Origin of the sequence: Neorhizobium petrolearium (assembly GCF_029854435.1) — a bacterium.
Classification (GTDB): domain Bacteria; phylum Pseudomonadota; class Alphaproteobacteria; order Rhizobiales; family Rhizobiaceae; genus Neorhizobium; species Neorhizobium petrolearium.
In genome coordinates this window covers 1,342,742-1,364,672 of sequence record NZ_CP123000.1, presented here as the reverse complement: position 1 = coordinate 1,364,672, position 21,931 = coordinate 1,342,742, and the positions used below count along the sequence as shown (strand labels likewise).

Annotated in this window: 16 protein-coding genes and 1 tRNA gene; 5 read left to right on the top strand and 12 right to left on the bottom strand. The window is 59.5% G+C overall.

Features of this window, described 5'->3' with window-relative positions:
* Positions 1 to 33: 33 nt before the first annotated feature.
* The 5 genes from pstB to QEO92_RS06925 all read right to left on the bottom strand — a co-directional run bounded on the left by pstB (position 34) and on the right by QEO92_RS06925 (position 6,481).
* Positions 34 to 825: a phosphate ABC transporter ATP-binding protein PstB gene (gene pstB / locus QEO92_RS06945; RefSeq protein WP_037150284.1), complete on the bottom strand. Its 792-nt coding sequence runs from the start codon at positions 823 to 825 to the stop codon at positions 34 to 36.
* 35 nt (positions 826 to 860) lie between these two features.
* A complete protein-coding gene (gene pstA, locus QEO92_RS06940) occupies positions 861 to 2,216 on the bottom strand; it encodes a phosphate ABC transporter permease PstA (RefSeq protein ID WP_227702572.1) in 1,356 nt (451 codons plus the stop codon).
* The gene (pstC, locus tag QEO92_RS06935) at positions 2,213 to 3,673 is read right to left on the bottom strand and encodes a phosphate ABC transporter permease subunit PstC (protein WP_037150042.1); all 1,461 of its coding nucleotides are present in this window, start codon (positions 3,671 to 3,673) and stop codon (positions 2,213 to 2,215) included. Before pstC ends, pstA begins: the two co-directional genes overlap by 4 nt.
* A 67-nt stretch (positions 3,674 to 3,740) precedes the next feature.
* Positions 3,741 to 4,781 carry a substrate-binding domain-containing protein gene (locus tag QEO92_RS06930; RefSeq protein ID WP_037150045.1) on the bottom strand — a complete coding sequence of 347 codons (1,041 nt, stop codon included), beginning with the start codon at positions 4,779 to 4,781 and terminating at the stop codon, positions 3,741 to 3,743.
* A 1,340-nt stretch (positions 4,782 to 6,121) separates the two neighbouring features.
* The gene (locus QEO92_RS06925) at positions 6,122 to 6,481 is read right to left on the bottom strand and encodes a hypothetical protein (protein WP_052182821.1); all 360 of its coding nucleotides are present in this window, start codon (positions 6,479 to 6,481) and stop codon (positions 6,122 to 6,124) included.
* Between the two features lie 920 nt (positions 6,482 to 7,401).
* Here QEO92_RS06925 and QEO92_RS06920 point away from each other — a divergent pair.
* Together QEO92_RS06920 and QEO92_RS06915 are read left to right on the top strand one after the other, a co-directional pair.
* Entirely contained in the window at positions 7,402 to 7,659 is a 258-nt protein-coding gene (locus QEO92_RS06920; RefSeq protein WP_037150051.1) for a BrnT family toxin, read from the top strand.
* Positions 7,649 to 7,969 carry a BrnA antitoxin family protein gene (locus tag QEO92_RS06915; protein WP_037150054.1) on the top strand — a complete coding sequence of 107 codons (321 nt, stop codon included), beginning with the start codon at positions 7,649 to 7,651 and terminating at the stop codon, positions 7,967 to 7,969. Before QEO92_RS06920 ends, QEO92_RS06915 begins: the two co-directional genes overlap by 11 nt.
* 633 nt (positions 7,970 to 8,602) lie before the next feature.
* Here the strand turns inward: QEO92_RS06915 and QEO92_RS06910 are convergent.
* Together QEO92_RS06910 and QEO92_RS06905 are read right to left on the bottom strand one after the other, a co-directional pair.
* A complete protein-coding gene (locus tag QEO92_RS06910) occupies positions 8,603 to 8,959 on the bottom strand; it encodes a hypothetical protein (protein WP_200883942.1) in 357 nt (118 codons plus the stop codon).
* A 70-nt stretch (positions 8,960 to 9,029) separates the two neighbouring features.
* Positions 9,030 to 9,105: transfer RNA gene (locus QEO92_RS06905), tRNA-Thr, on the bottom strand.
* A 253-nt stretch (positions 9,106 to 9,358) separates the two neighbouring features.
* Here QEO92_RS06905 and QEO92_RS06900 point away from each other — a divergent pair.
* A complete protein-coding gene (locus QEO92_RS06900) occupies positions 9,359 to 10,132 on the top strand; it encodes an NAD kinase (RefSeq protein WP_037150056.1) in 774 nt (257 codons plus the stop codon).
* Positions 10,133 to 10,136: 4 nt separating this feature from the next.
* Here the strand turns inward: QEO92_RS06900 and QEO92_RS06895 are convergent, their stop codons facing one another.
* On the bottom strand, positions 10,137 to 10,793 hold the full coding sequence (locus QEO92_RS06895; protein ID WP_052182831.1) for a TetR/AcrR family transcriptional regulator: 657 nt from the start codon (positions 10,791 to 10,793) through the stop codon (positions 10,137 to 10,139).
* Positions 10,794 to 10,962: 169 nt separating this feature from the next.
* Here QEO92_RS06895 and QEO92_RS06890 point away from each other — a divergent pair, with 169 nt between their 5' ends.
* Entirely contained in the window at positions 10,963 to 12,165 is a 1,203-nt protein-coding gene (locus QEO92_RS06890) for a multidrug effflux MFS transporter (RefSeq protein WP_037150059.1), read from the top strand.
* 183 nt (positions 12,166 to 12,348) lie between these two features.
* Here QEO92_RS06890 and QEO92_RS06885 read toward each other — a convergent pair whose 3' ends face one another.
* The 4 genes from QEO92_RS06885 to QEO92_RS06870 form a co-directional block, all read right to left on the bottom strand.
* On the bottom strand, positions 12,349 to 12,942 hold the full coding sequence (locus tag QEO92_RS06885) for a LysE family translocator (protein WP_037150061.1): 594 nt from the start codon (positions 12,940 to 12,942) through the stop codon (positions 12,349 to 12,351).
* A gap of 132 nt (positions 12,943 to 13,074) precedes the next feature.
* A protein-coding gene (prfB, locus tag QEO92_RS06880; protein ID WP_161784755.1) for a peptide chain release factor 2 occupies positions 13,075 to 14,206 on the bottom strand; the annotation gives its coding sequence in 2 pieces (ribosomal slippage) (positions 13,075 to 14,136 and positions 14,138 to 14,206; 1,131 coding nt in all).
* A 109-nt stretch (positions 14,207 to 14,315) separates the two neighbouring features.
* The gene (locus tag QEO92_RS06875; RefSeq protein WP_227702571.1) at positions 14,316 to 16,772 is read right to left on the bottom strand and encodes a penicillin-binding protein 1A; all 2,457 of its coding nucleotides are present in this window, start codon (positions 16,770 to 16,772) and stop codon (positions 14,316 to 14,318) included.
* A 252-nt stretch (positions 16,773 to 17,024) separates the two neighbouring features.
* Positions 17,025 to 18,170 carry an N-acetylmuramoyl-L-alanine amidase gene (locus QEO92_RS06870; RefSeq protein ID WP_152601112.1) on the bottom strand — a complete coding sequence of 382 codons (1,146 nt, stop codon included), beginning with the start codon at positions 18,168 to 18,170 and terminating at the stop codon, positions 17,025 to 17,027.
* Between the two features lie 731 nt (positions 18,171 to 18,901).
* Here QEO92_RS06870 and QEO92_RS06865 point away from each other — a divergent pair.
* Positions 18,902 to 21,787 (top strand): Rne/Rng family ribonuclease, encoded by a 2,886-nt coding sequence (locus tag QEO92_RS06865; RefSeq protein ID WP_227702570.1) that lies wholly within the window; start codon positions 18,902 to 18,904, stop codon positions 21,785 to 21,787.
* Positions 21,788 to 21,931: the final 144 nt, after the last annotated feature.

The following is a 21,931-nucleotide window of genomic DNA, read 5'->3' as shown; positions in this document are numbered from 1 at the left end:
CTCAGATTGTCAGAAAGGGCCCGCAACCGGCGATCAGCCGAAGCGGCCCATGATGTAGTCCTGCGTACGCTGGTCATCCGGATTGGTGAACATCTTGTCGGTATCGTTCTCCTCAACCAGGTTTCCGAGATGGAACATGGCAGTGCGTTGCGATACGCGGGCCGCCTGCTGCATCGAGTGCGTCACGATGACGATCGTGAAGTTTTCGCGCAGTTCGTGGATCAGCTCCTCGACCTTGGCGGTGGCGATCGGATCGAGCGCCGAACAGGGTTCGTCCATCAGGATCACTTCCGGGCTGACGGCAACGGCGCGCGCAATGCACAGGCGCTGCTGCTGACCGCCGGAAAGGCCCGTACCTGGGCTGTCGAGACGATCCTTCACCTCGCCCCACAGTCCTGCCTTCTGCAGGGCCGAAGACACGATATCGTCCAGCTCCGACTTCTTTCGCGCCAGACCATGAATGCGCGGGCCATAGGCGACGTTCTCGTAGATCGACTTCGGGAAAGGGTTCGGCTTCTGGAACACCATGCCGACCTTGGCGCGCAGCTGAACCGGGTCCACCTTGGGATCGTAAATGTTCTCCGAGTCGATCGATATGTTGCCCTCGACACGGCAGTTGGCGATCGTGTCATTCATCCGGTTGATGCAACGCAGGAACGTCGATTTGCCGCAGCCCGACGGACCGATGAAGGCTGTCACGGACCGAGGGCGGATATCGATATTGACATCCTTGATGGCGTGCTTTTCGCCGTAATAAACCTGCACGTTACGGGCGGAAATCTTCGGTTCATTCATGAGTGGAGCTTTCGTCGGCGTCGTCGTCATCGTCGTTGAGATATTATTCATCATTACACACCCCTTTACCAACGGCGCTCGAAGCGGCGGCGAAGAATGATTGCGACCAGGTTCATTAGGATCAGGAATACCAGAAGCACGATGATGGCACCGGACGCACGTTCGACGAATGCCGGGTCGCCGCGCTGCGTCCAGTTATAGACCTGGACCGGAAGCGCCGACGCCGGATCGAAGAAGCCATCCGGCGGACCGGCGGGATATTCGCGCACGAAGGCGACCATGCCGATCAGCAGCAGAGGCGCAGTCTCCCCGAGAGCTCGGGCCAGCCCGATGATCGTCCCCGTCAGGATACCGGGCATCGCCAAGGGCAGAACATGATGGAAGATGGACTGCATCTTCGATGCGCCAACACCGAGCGCTGCGTCGCGGATAGACGGTGGAACGGCCTTGAGGGCGGCGCGAGTGGCGATGATGATCGTCGGCAACGTCATCAGGGTCAGAACAAGCCCCCCCACAACCGGCGCCGATTGCGGCAGACCGAAGAAATTGATCAGTACGGCAAGGCCCAGAATACCGAAGACGATCGAGGGAACCGCGGCAAGGTTCGAGATGTTCACCTCGATCAGATCGGTGAAGCGGTTCTGCGGCGCAAATTCCTCAAGATAGATTGATGCAGCCACGCCGATCGGCAGCGACAGGACGAACACGATCAGCATCATATAGGCGGAGCCAATGACCGCAATCCCCAGGCCCGCCGCTTCAGGCCGGGTATCGGAGGCGTCCGGCGCCGTGAAGAAGCTCCAGTTGAAACGGGTCGTCAGAATGCCCGCCTCCTTGAGCTTGTCCGCCAGCATCAGTTGTTCGGGGGACGTATTGCGGTCGAGCTTCGCGCTCTCCATCGTCACGCGCCCCTTGTAATATCCGTCGATACGGCCCGCGGCCAGAAGATCAAAGGAATGGGTCTGGCCAATCACCGACGGATCGGCCATCACAAACCTGCGGAGATCGGCGGGAGCCTCCTTGGAGATCAGCTCGGCGGCGGCCTTTGCGTTCATGCCGTCGATGGTGATGCCCTTCTGCGCCATCGCGTCGCGGAGCGCCTTCTCGATGATGGGCGCATATCCGAAGGTCGAGACCTTCGCGATGTTCTCCGGCTTGCGATCGCCGGCCTTGTCGAGAACGGCAGCGTCGAGATTGACGTTGAGGGTGATGTAGGTCTGCTGGAACGACGACAGGCCGTTCGACAGGATGGACAGCAGGAGGCCGATCAGTGCGACGATACCGATCGCCACGGCGATCTTGCCCATCAGGCGAAACCGGGCCTCCGCATTGTTGCGACGACGGGTTCGTTCATCGAGGGCAAGAAGGGACTTTCCCTTTGCCGGAACGGCTGGGTTGCCGAATACGGTCACGTCGGTCATTCGTACTGCTCCCGGTATTTGCGCACGATGTAAAGGGCCAGCACGTTCAGCCCAAGCGTTATGACGAAGAGGGTCAGGCCAAGCGCGAATGCAACCAGCGTTTCGGGGCTTCCGAACTCCGTATCGCCCGTCAGCTGACTGACGATCTTGACGGTGACCGTTGTCATCGCCTCGAAAGGATTGAGGTCAAGCTTCGCCGCAGCGCCCGCGCCAAGGACCACGATCATGGTTTCCCCGATCGCGCGACTTGCCGCCAGCAGGATTGCACCCACGATACCGGGCAAGGCGGCCGGCAGAACGACCTGTCTGATAGTCTCCGACTGTGTGGCCCCCAGTCCGTAGGAACCGTCGCGAAGGGCCTGGGGCACGGCATTGATAATGTCGTCGGAGAGCGAGCTGACGAAGGGAATGATCATGATTCCCATCACCAGGCCAGCGGTCAACACCGAAGACGAAGAGGTGCCGAGACCGAGCGGCTGCGCCAGCCAATCGCGCAGGAAAGGACCGACGGTGACCAGGGCGAAGAGGCCGTAGACGATCGTCGGGATGCCGGCCAGAACCTCGATCGCAGGCTTGACGATACCGCGCGTCGTCGGTCCGGCATATTCGGAAAGAAAGACCGCGATCATCAAGCCAAGCGGAACGGCGACGATCAAGGAGATGATCGACACATAGAAAGTGCCCCAGAGCAGCGGCAGAATGCCGAGATCGGAGCCTCCGCGGAATTGGGGATTCCACACGGTGGAGAAGAAGAAATCCTGCGCCGGATAACGCTGGAAGAACTCAAAAGTCTCGAAAATCAACGACCCGACAATGCCGATCGTCGTCAAGATGGCGACCAGGGAGGCCCCGAGAAGCAACGACTTGACAAAACTCTCGCTGATGTTGCGCGCACGCAGCTCCGGCTCTATCCGCCGGTAGGCAAGCATGCCGAGAACAACGGCCATTGCGAGAACCACAACCGTCATCATTAGATTGCCGGTCCTGGAGTTCTCCCTGAAGGCCTTCGCCGCCTCGAAGACCTCAGACGGCACGTCGCCGCCCAAGGCCACCCCAACTTCCGCCAGGCGGCCGCGAACATTGTTGAAGTCCAGCGCTTCGATGGGAACATCCGCTCCCCTCTGCCCGTCCCGCGCCAGAACGGCATCGAGACCGCCCGCGATGCGGCGGACATCGGACATGACCAGGCTGCGCGCACCGCCCTCCGGGATTACGCTGTCGGGGATCATGCCACTCACGCGGCTCTCGACAATCCCCGGCTGAACAAACAGCCAGGCGACCAGAACGACAAAGGCCGGAACGGCCGTGAACAATGCGACGGTCTGGCCATAATAACCGGGAAGGGAATGGAGCTTGACCCCACTCTTCGCGGCAAGAGCCAGCGCCCGCCGCCTGCCGACCACATGACCCAGTGCCGCAAGCACCGCCAGTATTAGGATAATGATGCCCACGTCCATCTTGCCCGCCACCCATCAAGCGAAAAGAGACCGGCGGCGCGTACGCGCCGCCGGAACGGCGTCTGAATTAGTTCAGCGGCCCCATCGGAGTGCGTGCCTTGACGGCAGCCTGGGTCTTGGCCAGTTCCGGATCGGAAACCAGACCGTAGGCCGCCAGCGGACCGTTCGGGCCAGCCATGTCGTCGGAAACGAAGAACTCGATATAGTCCTGCAGGCCCGGGACCACGTCCAGATGCGCGTTCTTGACGTAGAAATAGAGCGGGCGGGAAACCGGGTACTCGCCCTTGGCGATCGTCTCGACCGAAGGCATGATGCCGGACATCGTGCCTACGCGCAGCTTGTCGGTGTTGTTCTGGTAGAAAGACAGGCCGAACACGCCGATGCCGTTCTTGTTGGCGGCAACGCGGGCGAGCGTCTCGGTGTAATCACCGTCGATATCGATCGAGACACCATCGGTGCGCAGCGCCATGCAAGCCTTGGTTGCTGCGGCCTTGTCACCATTGTTGGCAGCCAGATGAGCGTCGTAGGTGCCGTCTTCCTTGCAGCCGTCGATGATGACCTTTTCATCGAACACTTCACGGGTACCGTGCTTGGTGCCCGGAATGAAGGCGAGGATCGGCTGTGCCGGAAGGTCGGCGCGAATTTCGTTCCAGGCTTTGTTGGGGTTGTCGACCAACTTGCCATCCTTCACAACCTTGGCGGCAAGCGCGGCGTGCCAGTCAGCCTGGGTAAAGGCATATTCCGGACCATTGATGTCCGAGGCGAAGACGATGCCGTCGTAGCCGATCCGGACTTCCTGGATTTCAGCAACGCCGTTCTTGGCGCAGAGTTCGATGTCAGCCTTGCTGATGCGCGAGGAGGAGTTGGCGATATCAATGGTGTTCTCGCCCACGCCTTCGCACAGCTTCTTGCGGCCGGCGCCCGAGCCACCGGATTCAACGACCGGAGTGGGGAAGTCGGTGTTTTCACCGAAGGCTTCAGCAACGATCGACGCGTAGGGAAGGACGGTGGAGGAGCCGGCGATCTGGATCTGATCGCGAGCAGTTGCGACGCCCGCGGTGGCCAGCAGAATTGCGGCGACTGCGCAGCTTCCTAGATACTTCTTCATGGATTTTCTCCCGTAGAATTCCGATTGACGCTCTGGCGCCGCCTCCCCTCTACAGGGGCTACATAACAGTTTTGTGACAGTTTTATATCAGTTCTTTAGCGTCGCCGTGACCAACCGGGAAACACGGTCCAGTCGCTTGAAGAATATGCAGCGCACACAAGGGTTTTTCTCAAGAAAATCAGAACCTTGAAGCCGATCAATGAGAATTCGATTCCAAAGACTCATTTCACAGTAAAACTCTTGCCGGCGGCTTATCGAGCTCGGCATGCCGAGGAGACGGAGAACGGCTCGTCGGCCATCGTCGGAATTCCAGTCATCGCCGCTCATCCCTCCATCTGATCGCCATGAGCGGTAAAGAACCGTATCGCCGCCACATGAGAACTGCAAGCGTGCGGTAACGCTGTCCTGTCCCGGCACGCAGCCTGTGGGTATTCACGATACGTTAGCCATGTTCGCTAACGGAACTGGAACCATAGAGCGGCGTGCCGGACAGTCCCGACGCCGCAGGTCCGCCCCCACGGATACCCCCCCTGCGGCGGCTCGGCGTACGCTGCCCATGGCATACGCCGAGTCCACTATATCCAGCCTCACTCAAGTAGCCACACCTAAAATATCGGTATCCGATTTGATGAGGGGCCGCATGATCTACGAATGGGATATTCAACGAGTCGCCGAAGCGCGCGCCAAGAAATACGGCGCGACACTCACCCTCGCCGCCATCGCTCTGCTTCTTTATGTCTGGTTCACCTAAATTTGCGCAGCGGCCGGCATGAGCTCGTTTCCTTCGCGATGGAGAGAAGCCCATTCGTCTAGTCGCCAGCCTCGCGAGCCGGTTTCGATGCTCCGCCAGCGGGCGCCACAACAGGCTTGGGAACACTCTCTGACTGGCAAACTGGCGGCTCTAGAGCACTCCGGGTGGTCGGCTCACCGCCAAGGTTGCTTTGCCCCTGCTCTGCATTTCTATTGGCCGCGCATTTCTCTGGGGCAGAGGTTCCGATGAGATGCAGACGGCCGGGATAGGTGGAGCCCCCGGCCGTCCTTGTTTCAGATTCGGTGAGCATGCCAATCGTGGCTGAAATCACCCGATCAGAAGCCGTTTACTACGGCCGCTAAAGCAAAGCCGACAACGCCACTAAGCACCGGATAAATTGTCCAGCGGGCGCGATAGATACGATCTTTCATGGGAACCTCCAACAACTGCGCCCTCCGAACAAGAACCCCGCGGCGCCGTTCCTGCAATCCGACCTTTGCCCGCCCCAATCAGACCTTGGGCCCAACAGATAGACCTGCATCATTTTGTTCAATGATACTTTATCCCGGACGAAGGCGTCCGTCCGAGATCAATTGCACTTATCTTTTGTGGCAGTCGCTGCGGCCGTTTCACCACCCTTTTGTTGCGAGACAACGTCCTGGTTAGATGTAGCAAGATTGGGGCTCTCACCCATCGGCATTGCTCGGCCATCTTTTTGAGGAGCATTGCCGCCAGCATCTGCGCTGGTCGTTGTCGTCCCGGTCGGAGACTCCGTCCGCGTTCCCGTAACGGCGCCGCTTTCCAAGGGGGCTTGAGTACCATCCTTGGCGATGCCGCTGCGCGCTTCCTTATTCACAGACCCGGTTACGTCCACACAGTCTGCAAAGCTCGGCTGGAACGTGAAAGCAGCAACCCCGATGGAGACTGAAAGCAAAGAAATTGTCTTCATGACGCTTCCTCCTGGTTATAGAAGCAGAACAACGCAGATCACTCCACGGTTCCTTAGAAGTATCTGAAGGCACCATTTTGAAGGATGCGATCGGGAACGTTCATGGACGGCAAGAGTTAAGCCTGTACTTTCCTAGTCACTCCACTTGGCCCGCTCTATAACGGGCCATTTTTTTGCATCCGGCCGTCAGCAGATGGGTCTGCCGCAAGTTCCTCTCATCCAGCTTGGGGAGCTTCTGCTTCCTGTAAGCCGTGTAGCGGGCCTGAGCGTTTGCCCCCAGCCTAAGCTCGTTACCTGTTTCAACAATTCGAGTGACGGGTAGCGGCAAAATCGGACGACTGTGCCCGGACATTTCGTCCCGCCTCGGCACTTTCGATTTTTCATTCTGCTGCCCTCCGCCGTGCTTCCAGTTCCAGCCAACCGAGCGTGGCTTTCATCATTGGGGGATGACGGCGGTGTCACCGACCTCGTACGTTTCGAGCGCGTCTCGAGAGCGGCGCTGGCCTCCATCCGGCACTCCGCAGGCGGCTCCCATGTCTCACGAACATCGAGCGATCCTTCGCAGAAGTACAGGGCTTTGTCGTCGTCCAGGGATTTCGCGAGGTAAGCGTTCCATTCCGCCTTATGGTATCGGTCGCTTCGAGGAGGGTACAACTGGTCATGACCGCACCGCCTTTCAGCGAATTTCCGGTAACGTTAAAGCCGTATTGAGTACCCCACAGAGAGATATGCTTGGATAAATCACCAGCGCTGGCTGCGGTTTGGGAACCGAAGGAAACTCCGCTGCTGTGTCCGCCAATTCCTCGCTGAATATCGTGGGCCTTGCCATTCTCTCACTGATGCTCGCCTGAGGAGCTGCCTTGCATTTTCTGTAGCACTTTTATCCTTGGCGCGACACATTAAATGTGCTACACAAAATCATGGAGATCACTTACGATGAACACAAGCGCCTGACCAATATCGAAAAGCACTTCGGCCTCGACTTTGCCGATCTCGATATGGATTTCTTCGAGGCCTCCACCATCATCCCCTCACGGGAGGATCGGCTTAAGGCCATCGGTGAATTCAGGGGCATGATCGTCATCGCCGTGATCTTCACGCCGCTTGGCTCCGAAGCCATCTCCGTCATTTCAATGCGGCCGGCAAGCAGCAAGGAAAGGAAAGTCCATGGCTACTAAGTTTTCATCGAAGAGGCCCCTCACCAAAGAGGAAGAGGCCGAAATCCAACGGATGATTGCATCCGACCCGGATGCGCCGGAAGCGACCAATGAGGAGCTTGCGAAGGCGAAGCCGTTCCGGGAAGCCCTGCCCCATCTTGCCGCAAGTATCGACCGGGAGAGGGCTAGACGCGGGAGACCTCCGATTGAGAAGCCTCGCAAGCATGTATCTCTGCGTCTCGATCCGGATATCATCGACCATTACAAGGCAACGGGCAAAGGCTGGCAGAGCCGAATGAACGAAGCGCTGCGCAAAGCCGCAGGCCTCTAGCCCTCCTCGATGGGCGGTGGTTAGGCGATGGCGAGCCCTTTCAAACTTAAAGCCACTTCGCGTTGCTATATCGGTCGTCTCGAACACCCGGCCGCCGTTCAGCATGATCGAAACGATCGGATCTTTCTGCCTGCGCTGTCTGGTAGCGATAAGCGGCATTCTCGTGACCCTCTGATCTCCATTTCGAGGGACAGAAGAACACGGTTTTCAAACTGCGAGAATTGAAAGTGTCAGGTAATATTTTGCTTCCCTGCCGAATTAGAACAGGGGCGAAAGGAAATTCCCCCAAAACAGTCAATGCGGTAGTCGTCGGCCCTGCAATTCACGCGTCCGAGCAATCCGATCCCTAAGAGAACTTTCCATCTCATCAGCGGGATAGCCCAGTGGAGCATAGGCGCGAACATCAAGACATTGTTGGAATAGGCGAGTGAGATGATCGTATTCGTTTTGTGGGAGCGTGGAAAGATCGAAGGAGTTGTACCCCCAACAGAAGGCATTTCTCATGTTTACCAGATATTCTGCTTCACCTGCTTCAGAGATGCCGAACTGGATCATATGATATATTAGGCGCCCCGCCGCACCCCATACGTCTTTCTCATTTCGAACCGTGAGAACTCCCGTCTTATTGCCCAATCACGTCAATTCGTTCCTTATCTGATTCCGAAAAGGGTCAGCGATAGAGCCATCTATCGCTGACGACGTCAGGAGGCTTATTAGGGCCTGACTGTGACGCTCGATCGCTTCAAGGGTGGCTTTCTGGCTGACTTTGCTATTCGGCTTGAGGTTGCTCCGCAGGAAGCGATTCGCCGCCGCCTCCAAAGACGCGACCACGGCAGCCTCAGCACCGCCGGCCGTCATCATCACTGTATCGTACTGCTCCAGCAACGCTTTGCAGGGCGGGGTCAGCTCAATCAGCTTTTCGCTGAGATCAGCATCGAACCGGAACTGAGTGGATAGAAATTTCTGGAGTTCGGAGGTGGTCTCGACCACTGCTTTTGCCCCCATTGTGCCCCCGAGATTTTCCGAGAGGTGTGGAAGCAGCGAAAAAGCCTGAAATGACTGGTGCCCCCGGCAGGGTTCGAACCCGCGACCCCCTGATTACAAATCAGGTGCTCTACCAACTGAGCTACAAGGGCACTTTCGAAACGGGGAGTTAGCAGATTTTTCCTTCCTGTAAAGGGAAAAACGTCGCGATCAGATCAACCTTCCATTCCGCTCGCGCCGCCGCGGCACGTTCCAACGACGCAAGGCGCTTGTCCGGAACCCGGTTTTTCCTGTACCTAAGACCGTCCCGCCGGCACGGCCCTCCTCACCGGGCCGTGTTAGCTCACCTGGTTAGAGCATCCGTTGCGCGCCGCGTCAGTCGGCGACACCGTTAAAGGTCCTTTCATGTCGCCCCAGCCGAAAAAGCTCGCCTTCATCGCTTCCGCAACACCGGAGGCGCAATCCGGCCTCGAAGAGCTCGTGCGCCTCTATGGCAACGTCCCGACTGCGGAGGCCGATGTGATCGTGGCGCTCGGCGGCGACGGTTTCATGCTCCAGACGTTGCACGAGACGATCAATACGGGAAAGAGCGTCTATGGCATGAATTGCGGCTCGGTCGGCTTCCTGATGAACGATTACCGCACTGAAAAGCTCGACGAGCGGATCGGCGACGCGATCGAGAACGAATTCCATCCGCTCAAGATGACGACCACCAACGAGGACGGCTCGACATCCGTCGCACTTGCCATCAACGAGGTCTATCTCTTCCGGCAGTCATATCAGGCGGCGAAGCTGAAGGTCGTGATAGACGGCCATGTGAGGCTGGAAGAACTCATCTGCGACGGCCTGATGATCGCGACGCCGGCTGGCTCCACCGCCTACAATCTCTCCGCCCATGGCCCAATTCTGCCGCTCGAGGCGCCGCTGCTTGCCATGACTCCGGTCTCGGCATTCAGGCCGAGGCGCTGGCGAGGCGCACTGCTGCCGAACCATGTCTGCGTCGACATCGACATCCTCGAACCGGAAAAACGCCCCGTCAACGCGGTGGCCGACAATGCGGAAGTCAAGTCGGTCCTGCATGTACGCGTGGCGCAATCGACGGACATTACCGCGCGCATCCTCTCCGATCCAAACCATTCCTGGTCCGACCGAATTCTCGCCGAACAGTTCAATAACTGAAATCTCAGCGCTTGCGGGCGAATGCGCGCAGAAAAGTACGCGTCGCATCCGACGCCATGCGATCGATTTCCGATTCCGGCGTCTGTCGGCCGATCTGCTGATCGTAGCGCAGGTCGGTTGCCAGAAGCGCCATATACTGACGAGCCGCCAGTCCCGGATCGTCGATTTCGAGATACCCTGCATGGGCAAGCTGGGCGAGTCGCGCGGCAATCGCGGGATATTTCTTGCCCGGTCCGTATTCCTTCCAGGTCTCGAAAAGCCCTGGGAAGCGCGCGCCTTCCGTCTCCACCAGCTTGCGCAGCCAACGACCGTTCGGATCGCACAGTGCCTTGCGCAAGAGCTGCGCCGAAAACAGCGCCAGCTCCTTTTCGAGATCCTGTGGTGCGACGGGAAATGTATCGAGCACGCGGAAGAAACCGGCGCTGGAGCGATCGGTAATGTCCGATACCACGACCTTGAACAAATTATCCTTGTCGCCCAACTGGTTATAAATCGTCTGGCGCGAGACCCCTGCCCTTGCCGCAATCGCGTCGATGCTTGCGCCGGCAAAGCCCTGCTCGGCAAAAACATCGGCCGCGGCATTCAGGATCGCCTGGCGCTTGTTCTGTGGCGCCGGCCATATCCCGGCTTCGTGCGTGAGTTCGGCAGACGAATTTTTCATGACATGACCATACAGGCACTTGACCAATTGGACAATTGTGTCCAAAATGTTTTACATGATTGCCTGAGCCTATTTCCCCGCCCGCGGCCGGCTTTCATATTCATCTCCCATAATCGTCTTCCGCCCTGTCGTATCACGGCAGATGTGGTGACGGGAAAGGTTTTTTCCAATGCAAAGCAGAGTACCGTCGCATGCCCTATCGCTCGGGCTGCTCTCCGCTATCGGGCTTTTCGCCCTCGACATGTATCTCCCGGCTCTTCCCACCATCAGCGCCAACCTCAACGCCGACAGCCACGCGGTGCAGGCGAGCCTCATTTCCTTTTTCGCTGCAATGGCGGTATCGCAGATCGTCTATGGTCCCCTTTCCGACATGTTCGGCCGCAAGCGGCCGCTCTATGTCGGCCTGATGCTTTATGCCATCGGCGCGATCGGCTGCGCGCTGTCGCCTTCGATCGACTGGCTGATCGCCTTCCGCTTCCTGCAGGGCACGGGCGCCTGCGCCGGCGTCGTCATCTCGCGCGCCATCGTCCGCGACCTGCATACCGGCCCTGCCGCCGCCCAGCTCATGTCGCGGCTGATGCTGGTCTTCAGCGTTTCACCGATCCTGGCGCCGCTTGCCGGCAGCATCGTCACCGTCTTCGGCGACTGGCGGCTGATCTTCTGGGTCATGGTCGGCGCGGGCGCTCTCGGTCTCGTCGTCGCGACGTTTTTCCTGGAGGAGACGCGTCTGCCCGCGGCACGCAGCGAAAGCAGTATCGGCAGCGCGCTCCGATCTTATGCGACCCTGCTTAAGGATCCTTATTATCTCGGGCTCGTCTTCATCGCCTCCTTCGGCATGTCGAGCTACATGATCTATGTGGCCAATTCCTCCTTCGTGCTGATCGAGCACTACGGGCTTTCGCCCTCCTTCTACAGCGTCGTCTTCTCCTGCAACGCAGTCGCCTTCATCGGCATGTCGCAGCTGAACGGCTGGCTTTCCCGCAAGATCGGGCTCCGGAAGGTGATCCGCGGTGCTGTGCTCGGCTATGCGGCGATGATGGTCACCCTTGCATTCGTCACGTCGCTCGGTATCGACAGGCTGGACGTGATGGCGGCCTTCCTGTTCGGCGGCTACGGCTTCCTCGGCATGATCATCCCGACGGCCGCCGTACTGGCACTGGAACATCACGGGCGGATCGCCGGCACGGCCTCGGCGATGATGGGTACGATCCAGTTCGTGACATCCGCCATCGTCGTCGGCGTTGGTGGCCTGTTCGTCGACGGCACCTCGCTGCCGATGATCACGATCATCGCGATCTGCTCAACGATCGTCTTCCTGCTGTCGCTGGTCGTGCTGCGCAGCCGTGCCGGCGCCATGGCCGCGGCGGAATAGAAGGCGAATCTTTCGAAGCAGTACGGCCGGGGCCAATGAAGCCCGGCCGTTTTGATTCCCTCAAGGGCAGGTTCGCCTGATACCCGCCGCAAGGTGTTCGGCGTACCGCCGATGCAGCCGATAAACACCTTCATCAAGAGGTGCCCTCCGCGACAAACCGTGGGCTGCCTGGCACAAGCTTCCCTACCGGATCAGAGCCGGCAGCAACGACAGGAGAAGAAGCGCCGCGAAAATTATGTTGACGATCCGGTTGGCCAGAGGATCGCGAAACAGACGTGTCAGCGTGGCCCCGGCAGACAACCAGGCCAGATTGACTGCCGCGATCACGAGCGTCAGCACAGCTATCTTGAAGAATGCGTCCGTTGCAGGATCGGCGACGGCCAATGTGAAACCGGAAAACAAGGCGCCCATCGCGGCATAGGCCTTCGGATTAACGAGCGACAGGAAGACACCGCCTGGAAAAGTCGGAGCCCTCCCCGCTGCGGTTTCCTCGCCAATCGGCGGCGCAGTCGCTATTTTCCAGGCGAGGTAGAGAAAATAGACGACCGCCAGGAGCGCCAGAACCTGCAGCATATTGGGGATGGCCAATACCAGACTGGTCAAGCCTGCGGCGACAGCGCTCATCACGACAATCATGCCCGCAAGCAATCCGACCATATAGCCGAGACTGCGGCGTGCCCCGAAAGCGGCCCCTGCCGCTGCGATGCTCAGCGTATTCGGCCCGGGACTACCGGTCAAAGCGAAGGCGGCACCGAGGAAGGTGACTATGTTGTCCATGACCGGTCTCCCATCGAGAAACCGGTAGCATGACGACAAATCCCATGTCTTGAACGAACGTGCAGCGACAGATGCCGTGCACAAAAAAGCCCTGCGGACAGGGCTTTTTCGGATCAGCTTGAAATCATTTCGTCAGTCTACGTCGGCAACGGCAACGTCGGGCTTGCCACTGATGCGGTGCGCAAGCGCGGCTTCCATGAATTCGTTCAGGTCGCCATCCAACACATCGCCCGGCGCCGTGCTTTCCACGCCGGTGCGCAGATCCTTCACGAGCTGGTAAGGCTGCAGCACGTATGAGCGAATCTGATGACCCCAGCCGATATCGGTCTTGGATGCCGCTTCCGCATTCGCTGCGTCCTCGCGCTTCTTCAGCTCCGCTTCATACATGCGCGCACGCAGCATTTCCCACGCCTTGGCACGGTTCTTGTGCTGCGAACGCTCCTGCTGGCAGGCGACGACGATACCGGTTGGTATGTGCGTGATGCGCACCGCAGAGTCGGTCGTATTGACATGCTGGCCACCGGCGCCCGACGAACGGTAGGTATCGATGCGGCAATCGCTCTCGTTGATCTCGATGTTGATCGAGTCGTCGACGACCGGATAGACCCAGGTGGACGAAAAGGACGTATGCCGGCGCGCATTGCTGTCATAGGGCGAGATGCGCACCAGGCGGTGAACGCCCGATTCGGTCTTCAACCAGCCATAGGCGTTGTGTCCCTTCACAAGGATCGTCGCGGACTTGATGCCTGCCTCTTCGCCCTCGTGGACTTCCAGCACCTCGACCTTGAAGCCGTTCTGCTCGGCCCAACGGATGTACATGCGAAGCAGCATGTTGGCCCAGTCCTGACTCTCGGTACCGCCTGCTCCGGAATGGACTTCCAGGTAGGTGTCGTTGCCATCGGCCTCGCCCGAGAGCATCGCCTCGACCTGGAGCCGGCCCGCCTCGGCCTTCAATGCCTTCAACGCATCCTCGGCTTCGCGGACAACCGATTCGTCGCCCTCTTCCTCGCCGAGTTCGATGAGCTCGATATTGTCCTTGAGCTGCTGTTCGAGGACTTTCACACCGCTGATGCCGTCCTCGAGCTGCTGACGTTCACGCATGAGCTTTTGCGCTTCAGCCGCATCGTTCCAGAGGTTTGGGTCCTCTGCCTTGTTGTTCAACCAGTCCAGCCGTCTTACCGCCTGGTCCCAGTCAAAGATGCCTCCTCAGCAGGCTTATGGCCTGCTTGATTTCGTCGACTACATTGATGATTTCCGCACGCATTGCGCTTGCTCTTACCCGCTATGTTTGGAATTTAAAGGTGCCGTGGACATAGTTGCACCGGACCCGGATGTAAAGCCCGCGTCCGATATACGACCTATCGAGAATACGATCAGAAGAGACCCGGCATGCCCGAAGTCACGGCCTGCTGGGCCTGGGGCGAATTGTTGAAAATCTGGTCCTGGGTCATATATTCGCCCTCGCCGATGACCTGGAAGACATCGGCCGGTCCCGTGCCGGGCTTGAAGGCCTCGACGATCGTATCCGGCTCGCCTTCCATGGCCGCCATGCCAGTCTTGCGGTTGACGGCGATGAACTGCATGCCTTCCGGCACATGGAACTTTTCCGCCGGCATCAGCTTGGCGGCCTCCGCCAGGAATTGACCGAAGATCGGCGCGGAGAGCGAACCACCCGTACCGCCGCGACCGAGGGGCGCCGGCGTATCGAAGCCGAGATAGAGACCGGCGACCAGGTTCGGCGTGAAGCCTACGAACCAGGCATCCTTCTCGTCGTTGGTGGTCCCGGTCTTGCCGGCGACGGGACGGTCCTTCACCGGGATCTTACCTGCGGCCGTACCACGAGCAACAACACCTTCCATCATCGATGTGATCTGGTAAGCGGTCATCGGGTCGAGAACCTGCTCGCGATTATCGATCACGGTCGGCTCTTCCTGGTTCGCCCAGTCGTTGGCGTTGCAGCCCTCGCAGGTGCGCTCCTCATGACGGAAGACCGTCTTGCCATAGCGATCCTGAATGCGGTCGATGACCGTCGGCTTGATCTGCTTGCCGCCATTGGCGATCACGGCATAGGCCGAGACCAGACGCATGACCGTTGTCTCGCCGGAACCGAGCGACATGGCAAGCACGGGCAGCATCTTGTCGTAAATGCCGAAACGCTCGGCATATTCGGCGACCAATTCCATGCCCATGTCCTGGGCCAGGCGCACGGTCATCTGATTTCGGGACTTTTCGATGCCTGTTCTGAGCGTGGATGGGCCGGCTGACTGGCCGCCATAGTTTTCCGGTCTCCATACCTGGCCGCCCGTAACGACCTCGATCGGCGCGTCGAGAATGACGGAGGCCGGCGTGTAGCCGTTGTCAAGCGCTGCCGCATAAACGAAAGGTTTGAACGACGAACCGGGCTGACGCATCGCCTGCGTGGCGCGGTTGAATTCCGACTGCGCATAAGAAAAGCCGCCGACCATGGCGAGCACACGCCCCGTATTGGGATCCATCGCCACGAAACCGCCCTGCACTTTCGGCGGCTGGCGCAGCCGGTAGGTCTTTGCCGCTTCATCAATCGGCTCGACATAGACGACATCGCCCGGCTTCAGCACGCCCTCCGGCGACTTCGCCGTCTTGCGTGCGCCGGTCGCGTCACGGAAGGCCCATTTCATGTCGTCGGCAGCAATCGTCCCCGTTTCACGAGCGGGATCGACCTTGCCGTTCGAATCGGTGGACGGCTGCAGGCCGACTGAAACTGATTGCGCCGAAACGTCGGTAACGACCGCAAGCTTCCATTCCGGCACGTCGCGGAGCGACGGCAGCTTGGCAAGTTCCGGCCCCCAATCGCCCGTCATGCCGATCTGGGAAATCGGGCCGTGGAAGCCGCGACGCTCGTCATAATCGAGAAGACCGTTCTGGAGGGCATGGCGCGCGATAATCTGCAGATCGGGATCGAGCGAGGTGCGGACCGAAAGCCCGCCTTCGTAGAGCGCCTTGTCGCCGTAACGGTCGATGATCTGGCGGCGGACCTCTTCTGAAAAAAAGTCCGAAGCGAAAAGATGGGTGCCGCTGCGGCGCGGCTTGACGCCGAGCGGCTGCTTCTTGGCATCGTCCGCATCGGCCTGAGTGATGTAACCGTTCTCCGCCATGCGATCGATGACCCAGTTGCGGCGCTCGATCGCCTGCTTTTCCCGGCGGAAGGGATGATAATTCGCCGGCCCCTTAGGAAGGGCTGCCAGATAGGCGGCCTCCGCCGTCGTCAACTCCGTCACCGACTTGTCGAAATAGGTGAGCGCGGCACCCGCAATGCCGTAGGAATTCAGGCCGAAGAAGATCTCGTTCAGGTAGAGTTCGAGGATCTTGTCCTTCGAATAGGTCTGTTCGATGCGGAAGGAGAGGATAGCCTCCTTGACCTTGCGGTCGATCGTCTGGTCGGAGGTGAGCAGAAAGTTCTTCGCGACCTGCTGGGTGATGGTCGATGCGCCCTCCGGACGGCGACCGGAGCCGAGGTTCTGCAGGTTGGTGATGATTGCGCGACCGAGGCCGGTGATGTCGATGCCGGGATGATTGTAGAAATTCTTGTCTTCCGCAGACAGGAAGGCAGCCTTGACACGGTCCGGCACCGCCTGGATCGGCAAAAAGAGCCGCCGCTCCCGGGCGTACTCGGCCATCAGTGCGCCGTTGCCGGCATGAACGCGGGTGGCCACCGGCGGCTCGTAGGAAGCCAACACCTCGTAATTCGGCAGATCCTTGGTCATCCCGCTGAGATAAATACCCACGCCGGCAGCCACGACCAAAAACAGGACGCAAGCCAATCCAAAGAGATAACCAATCAATCTGACCATATCGCAGCTACCGTTCGGCTTTCCTTCGGCGCGTGAAACACACCATCGCACGGATTGAGGCGTTTTGCACGGTGATTACATGAGCGCAAGGCAAAAGCGGATCAATCGTCCGTCATCCATTGCATTTGATATTCGTCGAGTAACCGCCCGAATGTGAGTAAAATAGGGCTTGAGCCGCCAAATCCCATCCCACCGCGACCAACGGCCCGACATTGCCGCCGCTTGTGGCAGTGCAGCCACGCGAGCCGCGCATCAGCCTCCGTTTGCCAGCGCACGATCCCGATAGCGCCGGACGGCATCGGCAAGTCGACCGGTGACCTTTTCCCGCCAGCCTTCGTCCAGCAGCAACTTCTCATCCTCCAGGTTGGACAGGAAACCGAGCTCCAAAAGTACGGACGGAATGTCGGGCGCCCGCAGCACCTGGAAACCGGCGTAACGATGCGGATTGTTGATGAGTCCGACCTGGCCTTCGAAGGACTCAACGACATTGTTGGCGAGTGCAATCGAGAACGCCTGCGTCTCCCGGCGCGTCAGGTCGAGCAGAATATCGGCAACCTCCGGAGGGCCGCTCTTGATACTGTAGCCGGCAAGCTCGTCGGACAGGTTTTCGCGGGCGGCGAGATTTTCCGCCATCCGGTCGGAAGCTTTGTCGGAAAGCGTGTAGACGGTCGCACCGCGGATATCCTTCTGCGCCAGCGTGTCGGCATGCAGGGAGACGAAGAGATCCGCACGCCCCTGGCGCGCGAGCGTGACGCGTTCGGAAAGCGACAGGAAGGTATCGTCATCGCGCGTCAAGAAGGCCTTGATACCGTTGATCTCGTTCAACCGCTCGGCGAGCATCTTGGCAAAGGCAAGCGTGATCGTCTTTTCCGGTGTATTGGTCCCCGCCCCTGCCGCACCGGCATCGATCCCCCCATGCCCGGCATCGACGGCCACCGTGAAGACATTGTCATGCTCGGCTAGCCCGAGCGCATCAGAGACCGCTTCGATGGGCATTTCCCAGCTTTGTGTCTTGACGAGATTGGCAAAGGTATCTTTCGACGTCATTTCGGCGTCGAGTACCAGGCGATAGCTACCGTTGTCGTTCGGCTGCGCTTCGGCAAGCACAAGCTTCACTGGCTTCTTGGCCGTCAGCACAATACGGGCGCTCGATTCGTCCATCGTGCCGTAGCGAATGTCCTTGAAGAGGCCGCGGGCCGCGAGTTCTTCGGCGGGAAACCCGAAGGCGGTCGCCGGCAGATCGACGATCACCCGCTCCGGCGCCGTGAGGTAATGGACCGAAAACTCCGGCTTCTTTTCAAAATCGATGACAATGCGGGTGCGCGCATCGTCGCCGGCGACCCGCGCGCTGAAAGCAAGAAGCGGTTGCGTCGCCGCCGCGTGCGCGAAGGCGGGCATGAATGCTGCGACAAAGCCGATCAGAAGCGGCAACACAACAGCGATTCGCGCCCAAATGTCTTTCGGGTCCGCGCCGCAGGCTTCCACTGCACTTACCTTCACGCCCGCCCTCAAACAGAAACCTGCATTCAAAGCCCCCGGCGCCCCTCGGTTAACCCGCATCAAACTGTCCGATCCGGAAGGCATTTGCACGTCGAAAGATGCGAATCAACCGCCTGCTCCTTGCCATCCATAGGAAACCTAATTCCATCCAGAATATGGCGAACTTGGCTTTTCCCTTGCTATTGTGACAGATAAACCATACAACGCGCATGAAGGTTAAAGTGTTGACGGGATAGTCTGCCGATTGGCTGCCAGCCGCAACGAGGACCCGGCGCCGAAGACCGACAGTCATCCGCCGTCGCTACACTTTATTCCTGATACTCGATCTATCCGGCGGTGGCCGGAACAATCCGGGGTGGCGTGCCACCCACCGCTCATAACCGAGCACATTCATCGGGCCCGAGGGCCTTAGGTATCGTCATTCTCGTTTGGTTTTTGATGTCGCGGCACAATTTTCAGTACCTGGGAAGATCAAGGGAGCAAGGAGCCCCGTCATCTTTCCGGTTGCCGCCACAACCGCGCCCGACGGGAACATCTTTATCCGGCGCAACGACCGTTTTGCATGACGGGTCAGTCCTCACCAAGGACTTTCCTGCACGCCCCCGGCAGCGCCGAGGAGCAGAATTTCAATGGCAGACAAAATGCTTATCGACGCGTCTCACGAAGAGGAGACGCGCGTAGTCGTCGTTCGCGGCAACCGCATCGAAGAGTTCGATTTCGAATCACAACATAAGAAGCAGATACGCGGCAATATCTATCTGGCGAAGGTGACGAGGGTCGAACCCTCCCTGCAGGCCGCTTTTGTTGACTACGGCGGCAACCGCCACGGTTTTCTGGCTTTCGCCGAGATCCATCCCGACTATTATCAAATACCGCTGGCCGACCGTCAGGCCCTAATGCAGCAGGAGGCGGAGGACCAGCGCAAGATCGCCGAGGCCGAATCTGCCGATCCGGTGATCGATCTCGCCAACGAGGAACAGCCGGACATCGGCATCGCCGCCGGACCGGGCGAGAGTGAACAACCGGCCGAGACGGTTGCGGAAGAAGCCGAGCCGGTCCAAGCAGAGGCAGCAACCGGCGAAGAGGCGGAAAAGCCGAAGGCGAAGCCGAAGCGCAGCCGCTCCCGCAAGAAGGTGGTGGAAGCTGTCGCCGAAGACACAACGTCCGAGGGCGAAACGGCCACCGTTTCCAATAGCGACGACGAAGGCTCCACGCCCGGTGAAATGGCCGCCATGGTCGATACCGATACGATCTCGGAAGATGTCGATAGCCGTCATCGTCGCGATGACGATGACGACGACGATGACGACGGCCATGAGAAGGAAGTGATCGAATCGGTCGGCGCCGAAGATGCAATGGAAGAGGTTCCGGACCGCGTTGTCCGCAAGCCGCGCAAGCAATACCGCATCCAGGAAGTCATCAAGCGCCGCCAGATCCTGCTCGTCCAGGTTGCCAAGGAGGAACGCGGCAACAAGGGCGCAGCGCTCACCACCTACCTCTCGCTTGCCGGCCGATATTCCGTACTGATGCCGAACACGGCACGCGGCGGCGGCATTTCCCGCAAGATCACCAGCCCGCAGGATCGCAAGCGCCTGAAGGAAATCGCCCGCGAGCTCGACGTGCCGCAAGGCATGGGCGTCATCCTGCGTACCGCCGGTGCCAACCGTACCCGCGTCGAGATCAAGCGCGACTTCGAATACCTGATGCGTCTGTGGGAAAACGTCCGTACGCTGACGCTCAATTCGACCGCCCCATGCCTAGTCTACGAGGAAGGTTCGCTGATCAAGCGGTCGATCCGCGATCTCTACAACAAGGATATTTCCGAGATCATCGTTTCCGGCGAGGAAGGCTATCGTGAAGCAAAAGACTTCATGAAGATGCTGATGCCGAGCCATGCCAAGGTGGTCCAGCCCTATCGCGACCTGCATCCGATCTTCTCGCGCTCCGGCATCGAAGCACAGCTCGACCGAATGCTGCAGCCGCAGGTGACGCTGAAGTCCGGCGGCTACCTCATCATGAACCAGACCGAAGCACTCGTCGCCATCGACGTTAACTCCGGCCGCTCGACCCGCGAACATTCGATCGAGGAGACCGCGCTCCAGACGAACCTGGAAGCGGCGGAAGAAGTGGCACGCCAGCTTCGCCTGCGCGACCTTGCCGGCCTCATCGTCATCGACTTCATCGATATGGAGGAGAAGCGCAACAATCGCGCCGTCGAAAAGAAGCTCAAGGATTGCCTGAAGAACGATCGCGCCCGCATCCAGGTCGGTCGTATCTCGCATTTCGGCCTGCTCGAAATGTCGCGCCAGCGCATTCGCGCTTCCGTGCTTGAATCGACGACGCAGATCTGCACGCATTGCGGCGGCACCGGCCATGTGCGCTCACAGTCGTCCGTCGCCCTGCATGTGCTTCGCGGTGTCGAGGAATATCTGCTCAAAAATACCACGCATGACATCAACGTCCGCACTACGCCGGATATCGCGCTCTATCTGCTGAACCAGAAGCGCGCGACAGTGACCGATTACGAGAAACGTTTCGGCGTCTCGATCTTCATCGAATCGGACGTCAGCATCGGCTCGAGCCATTTCGCCATCGACCGAGGCGAACCGGTGGAAAACCCGGTCAAGATCGAAAGCCTGATGCAGCTTGCGGCACTTCCCGTCGAAGATGAGGATGACTACGTCATCGAGTCGGATGAGGAAGAGGACGAAGAAGTAGTTGAAGTACAGGCCGCGTCTCCCCAGGACCGTGCCCAGCCGGGTGAGGAACAGGGCGGACGCAAGCGCAAGCGCCGGCGCCGGCGCCGCGGCCGCAACGGTGACCGTGGAGGCGAGGCCCAGGCCGCACCGACCGGCTCCGAGGACGACGCCATCACCGACGAGGACGAAGGCGACGACGGTGAGGACGATTTGCCCGAAACCACAGCAACGTCGGACGACCAGGGGGACGAAGGCTCACAGCGCAAGCGCCGCCGCCGCGGCAAGCGTGGTGGCCGCCGCAATCGTAACGGCGACGAAATCCCTGAACTGAACGGTTCCGACGAAGGTGCGGAAGCCGATGGATCAGAGGAAGGTGAAACCGTGGGGGCAATGGAAGCTCCCGAGGAAGTCGCTGTGGAAGCCGTGCAGGCATCCCCCGAGACGGAAGAGGCTCCGGCCAGCAAAACCACCGCCAAGCCACGTCGCTCCCGTCGCGGCAAGGCCTCAGCCACGGCAGACACGGAGGCATCCCCTATGGAGGAGGCAACCGCTCCGGTGGAGGTTGTCGTCGAGCAGGTCGAGGCTGCGTTGGGCGTGGAGCCTGAAGCTGCCGCTGAAGCGACGGCCGAAGAATCCCCTCTGTCGGAAGTCGAACAGGCCGATGCCGGCGATGCGAAGCCGAGCCGCGCCAACCGCGCCTCGAACATCTCTTCCTCGGCCGAGGCCGTCGTGAAAAGTTCCGAGGCGGCAACCTCGAACGGCGAGCCGACAAAGCCCAAGAAAGCCGGCTGGTGGCAGCGCCGCGGCTTCTTCTAAGCCGCGCCCATCGGGTCGGATAGCACAAAACGGTCGCTCGTGAGCGGCCGTTTTTCATTTGGCCTGCCGCCTCTCCCTCGAGGTGAGAAATCGATTCAACGGCCTACCAGAGAGATTCCGGAAACACCGCCAACTGCTTGAATA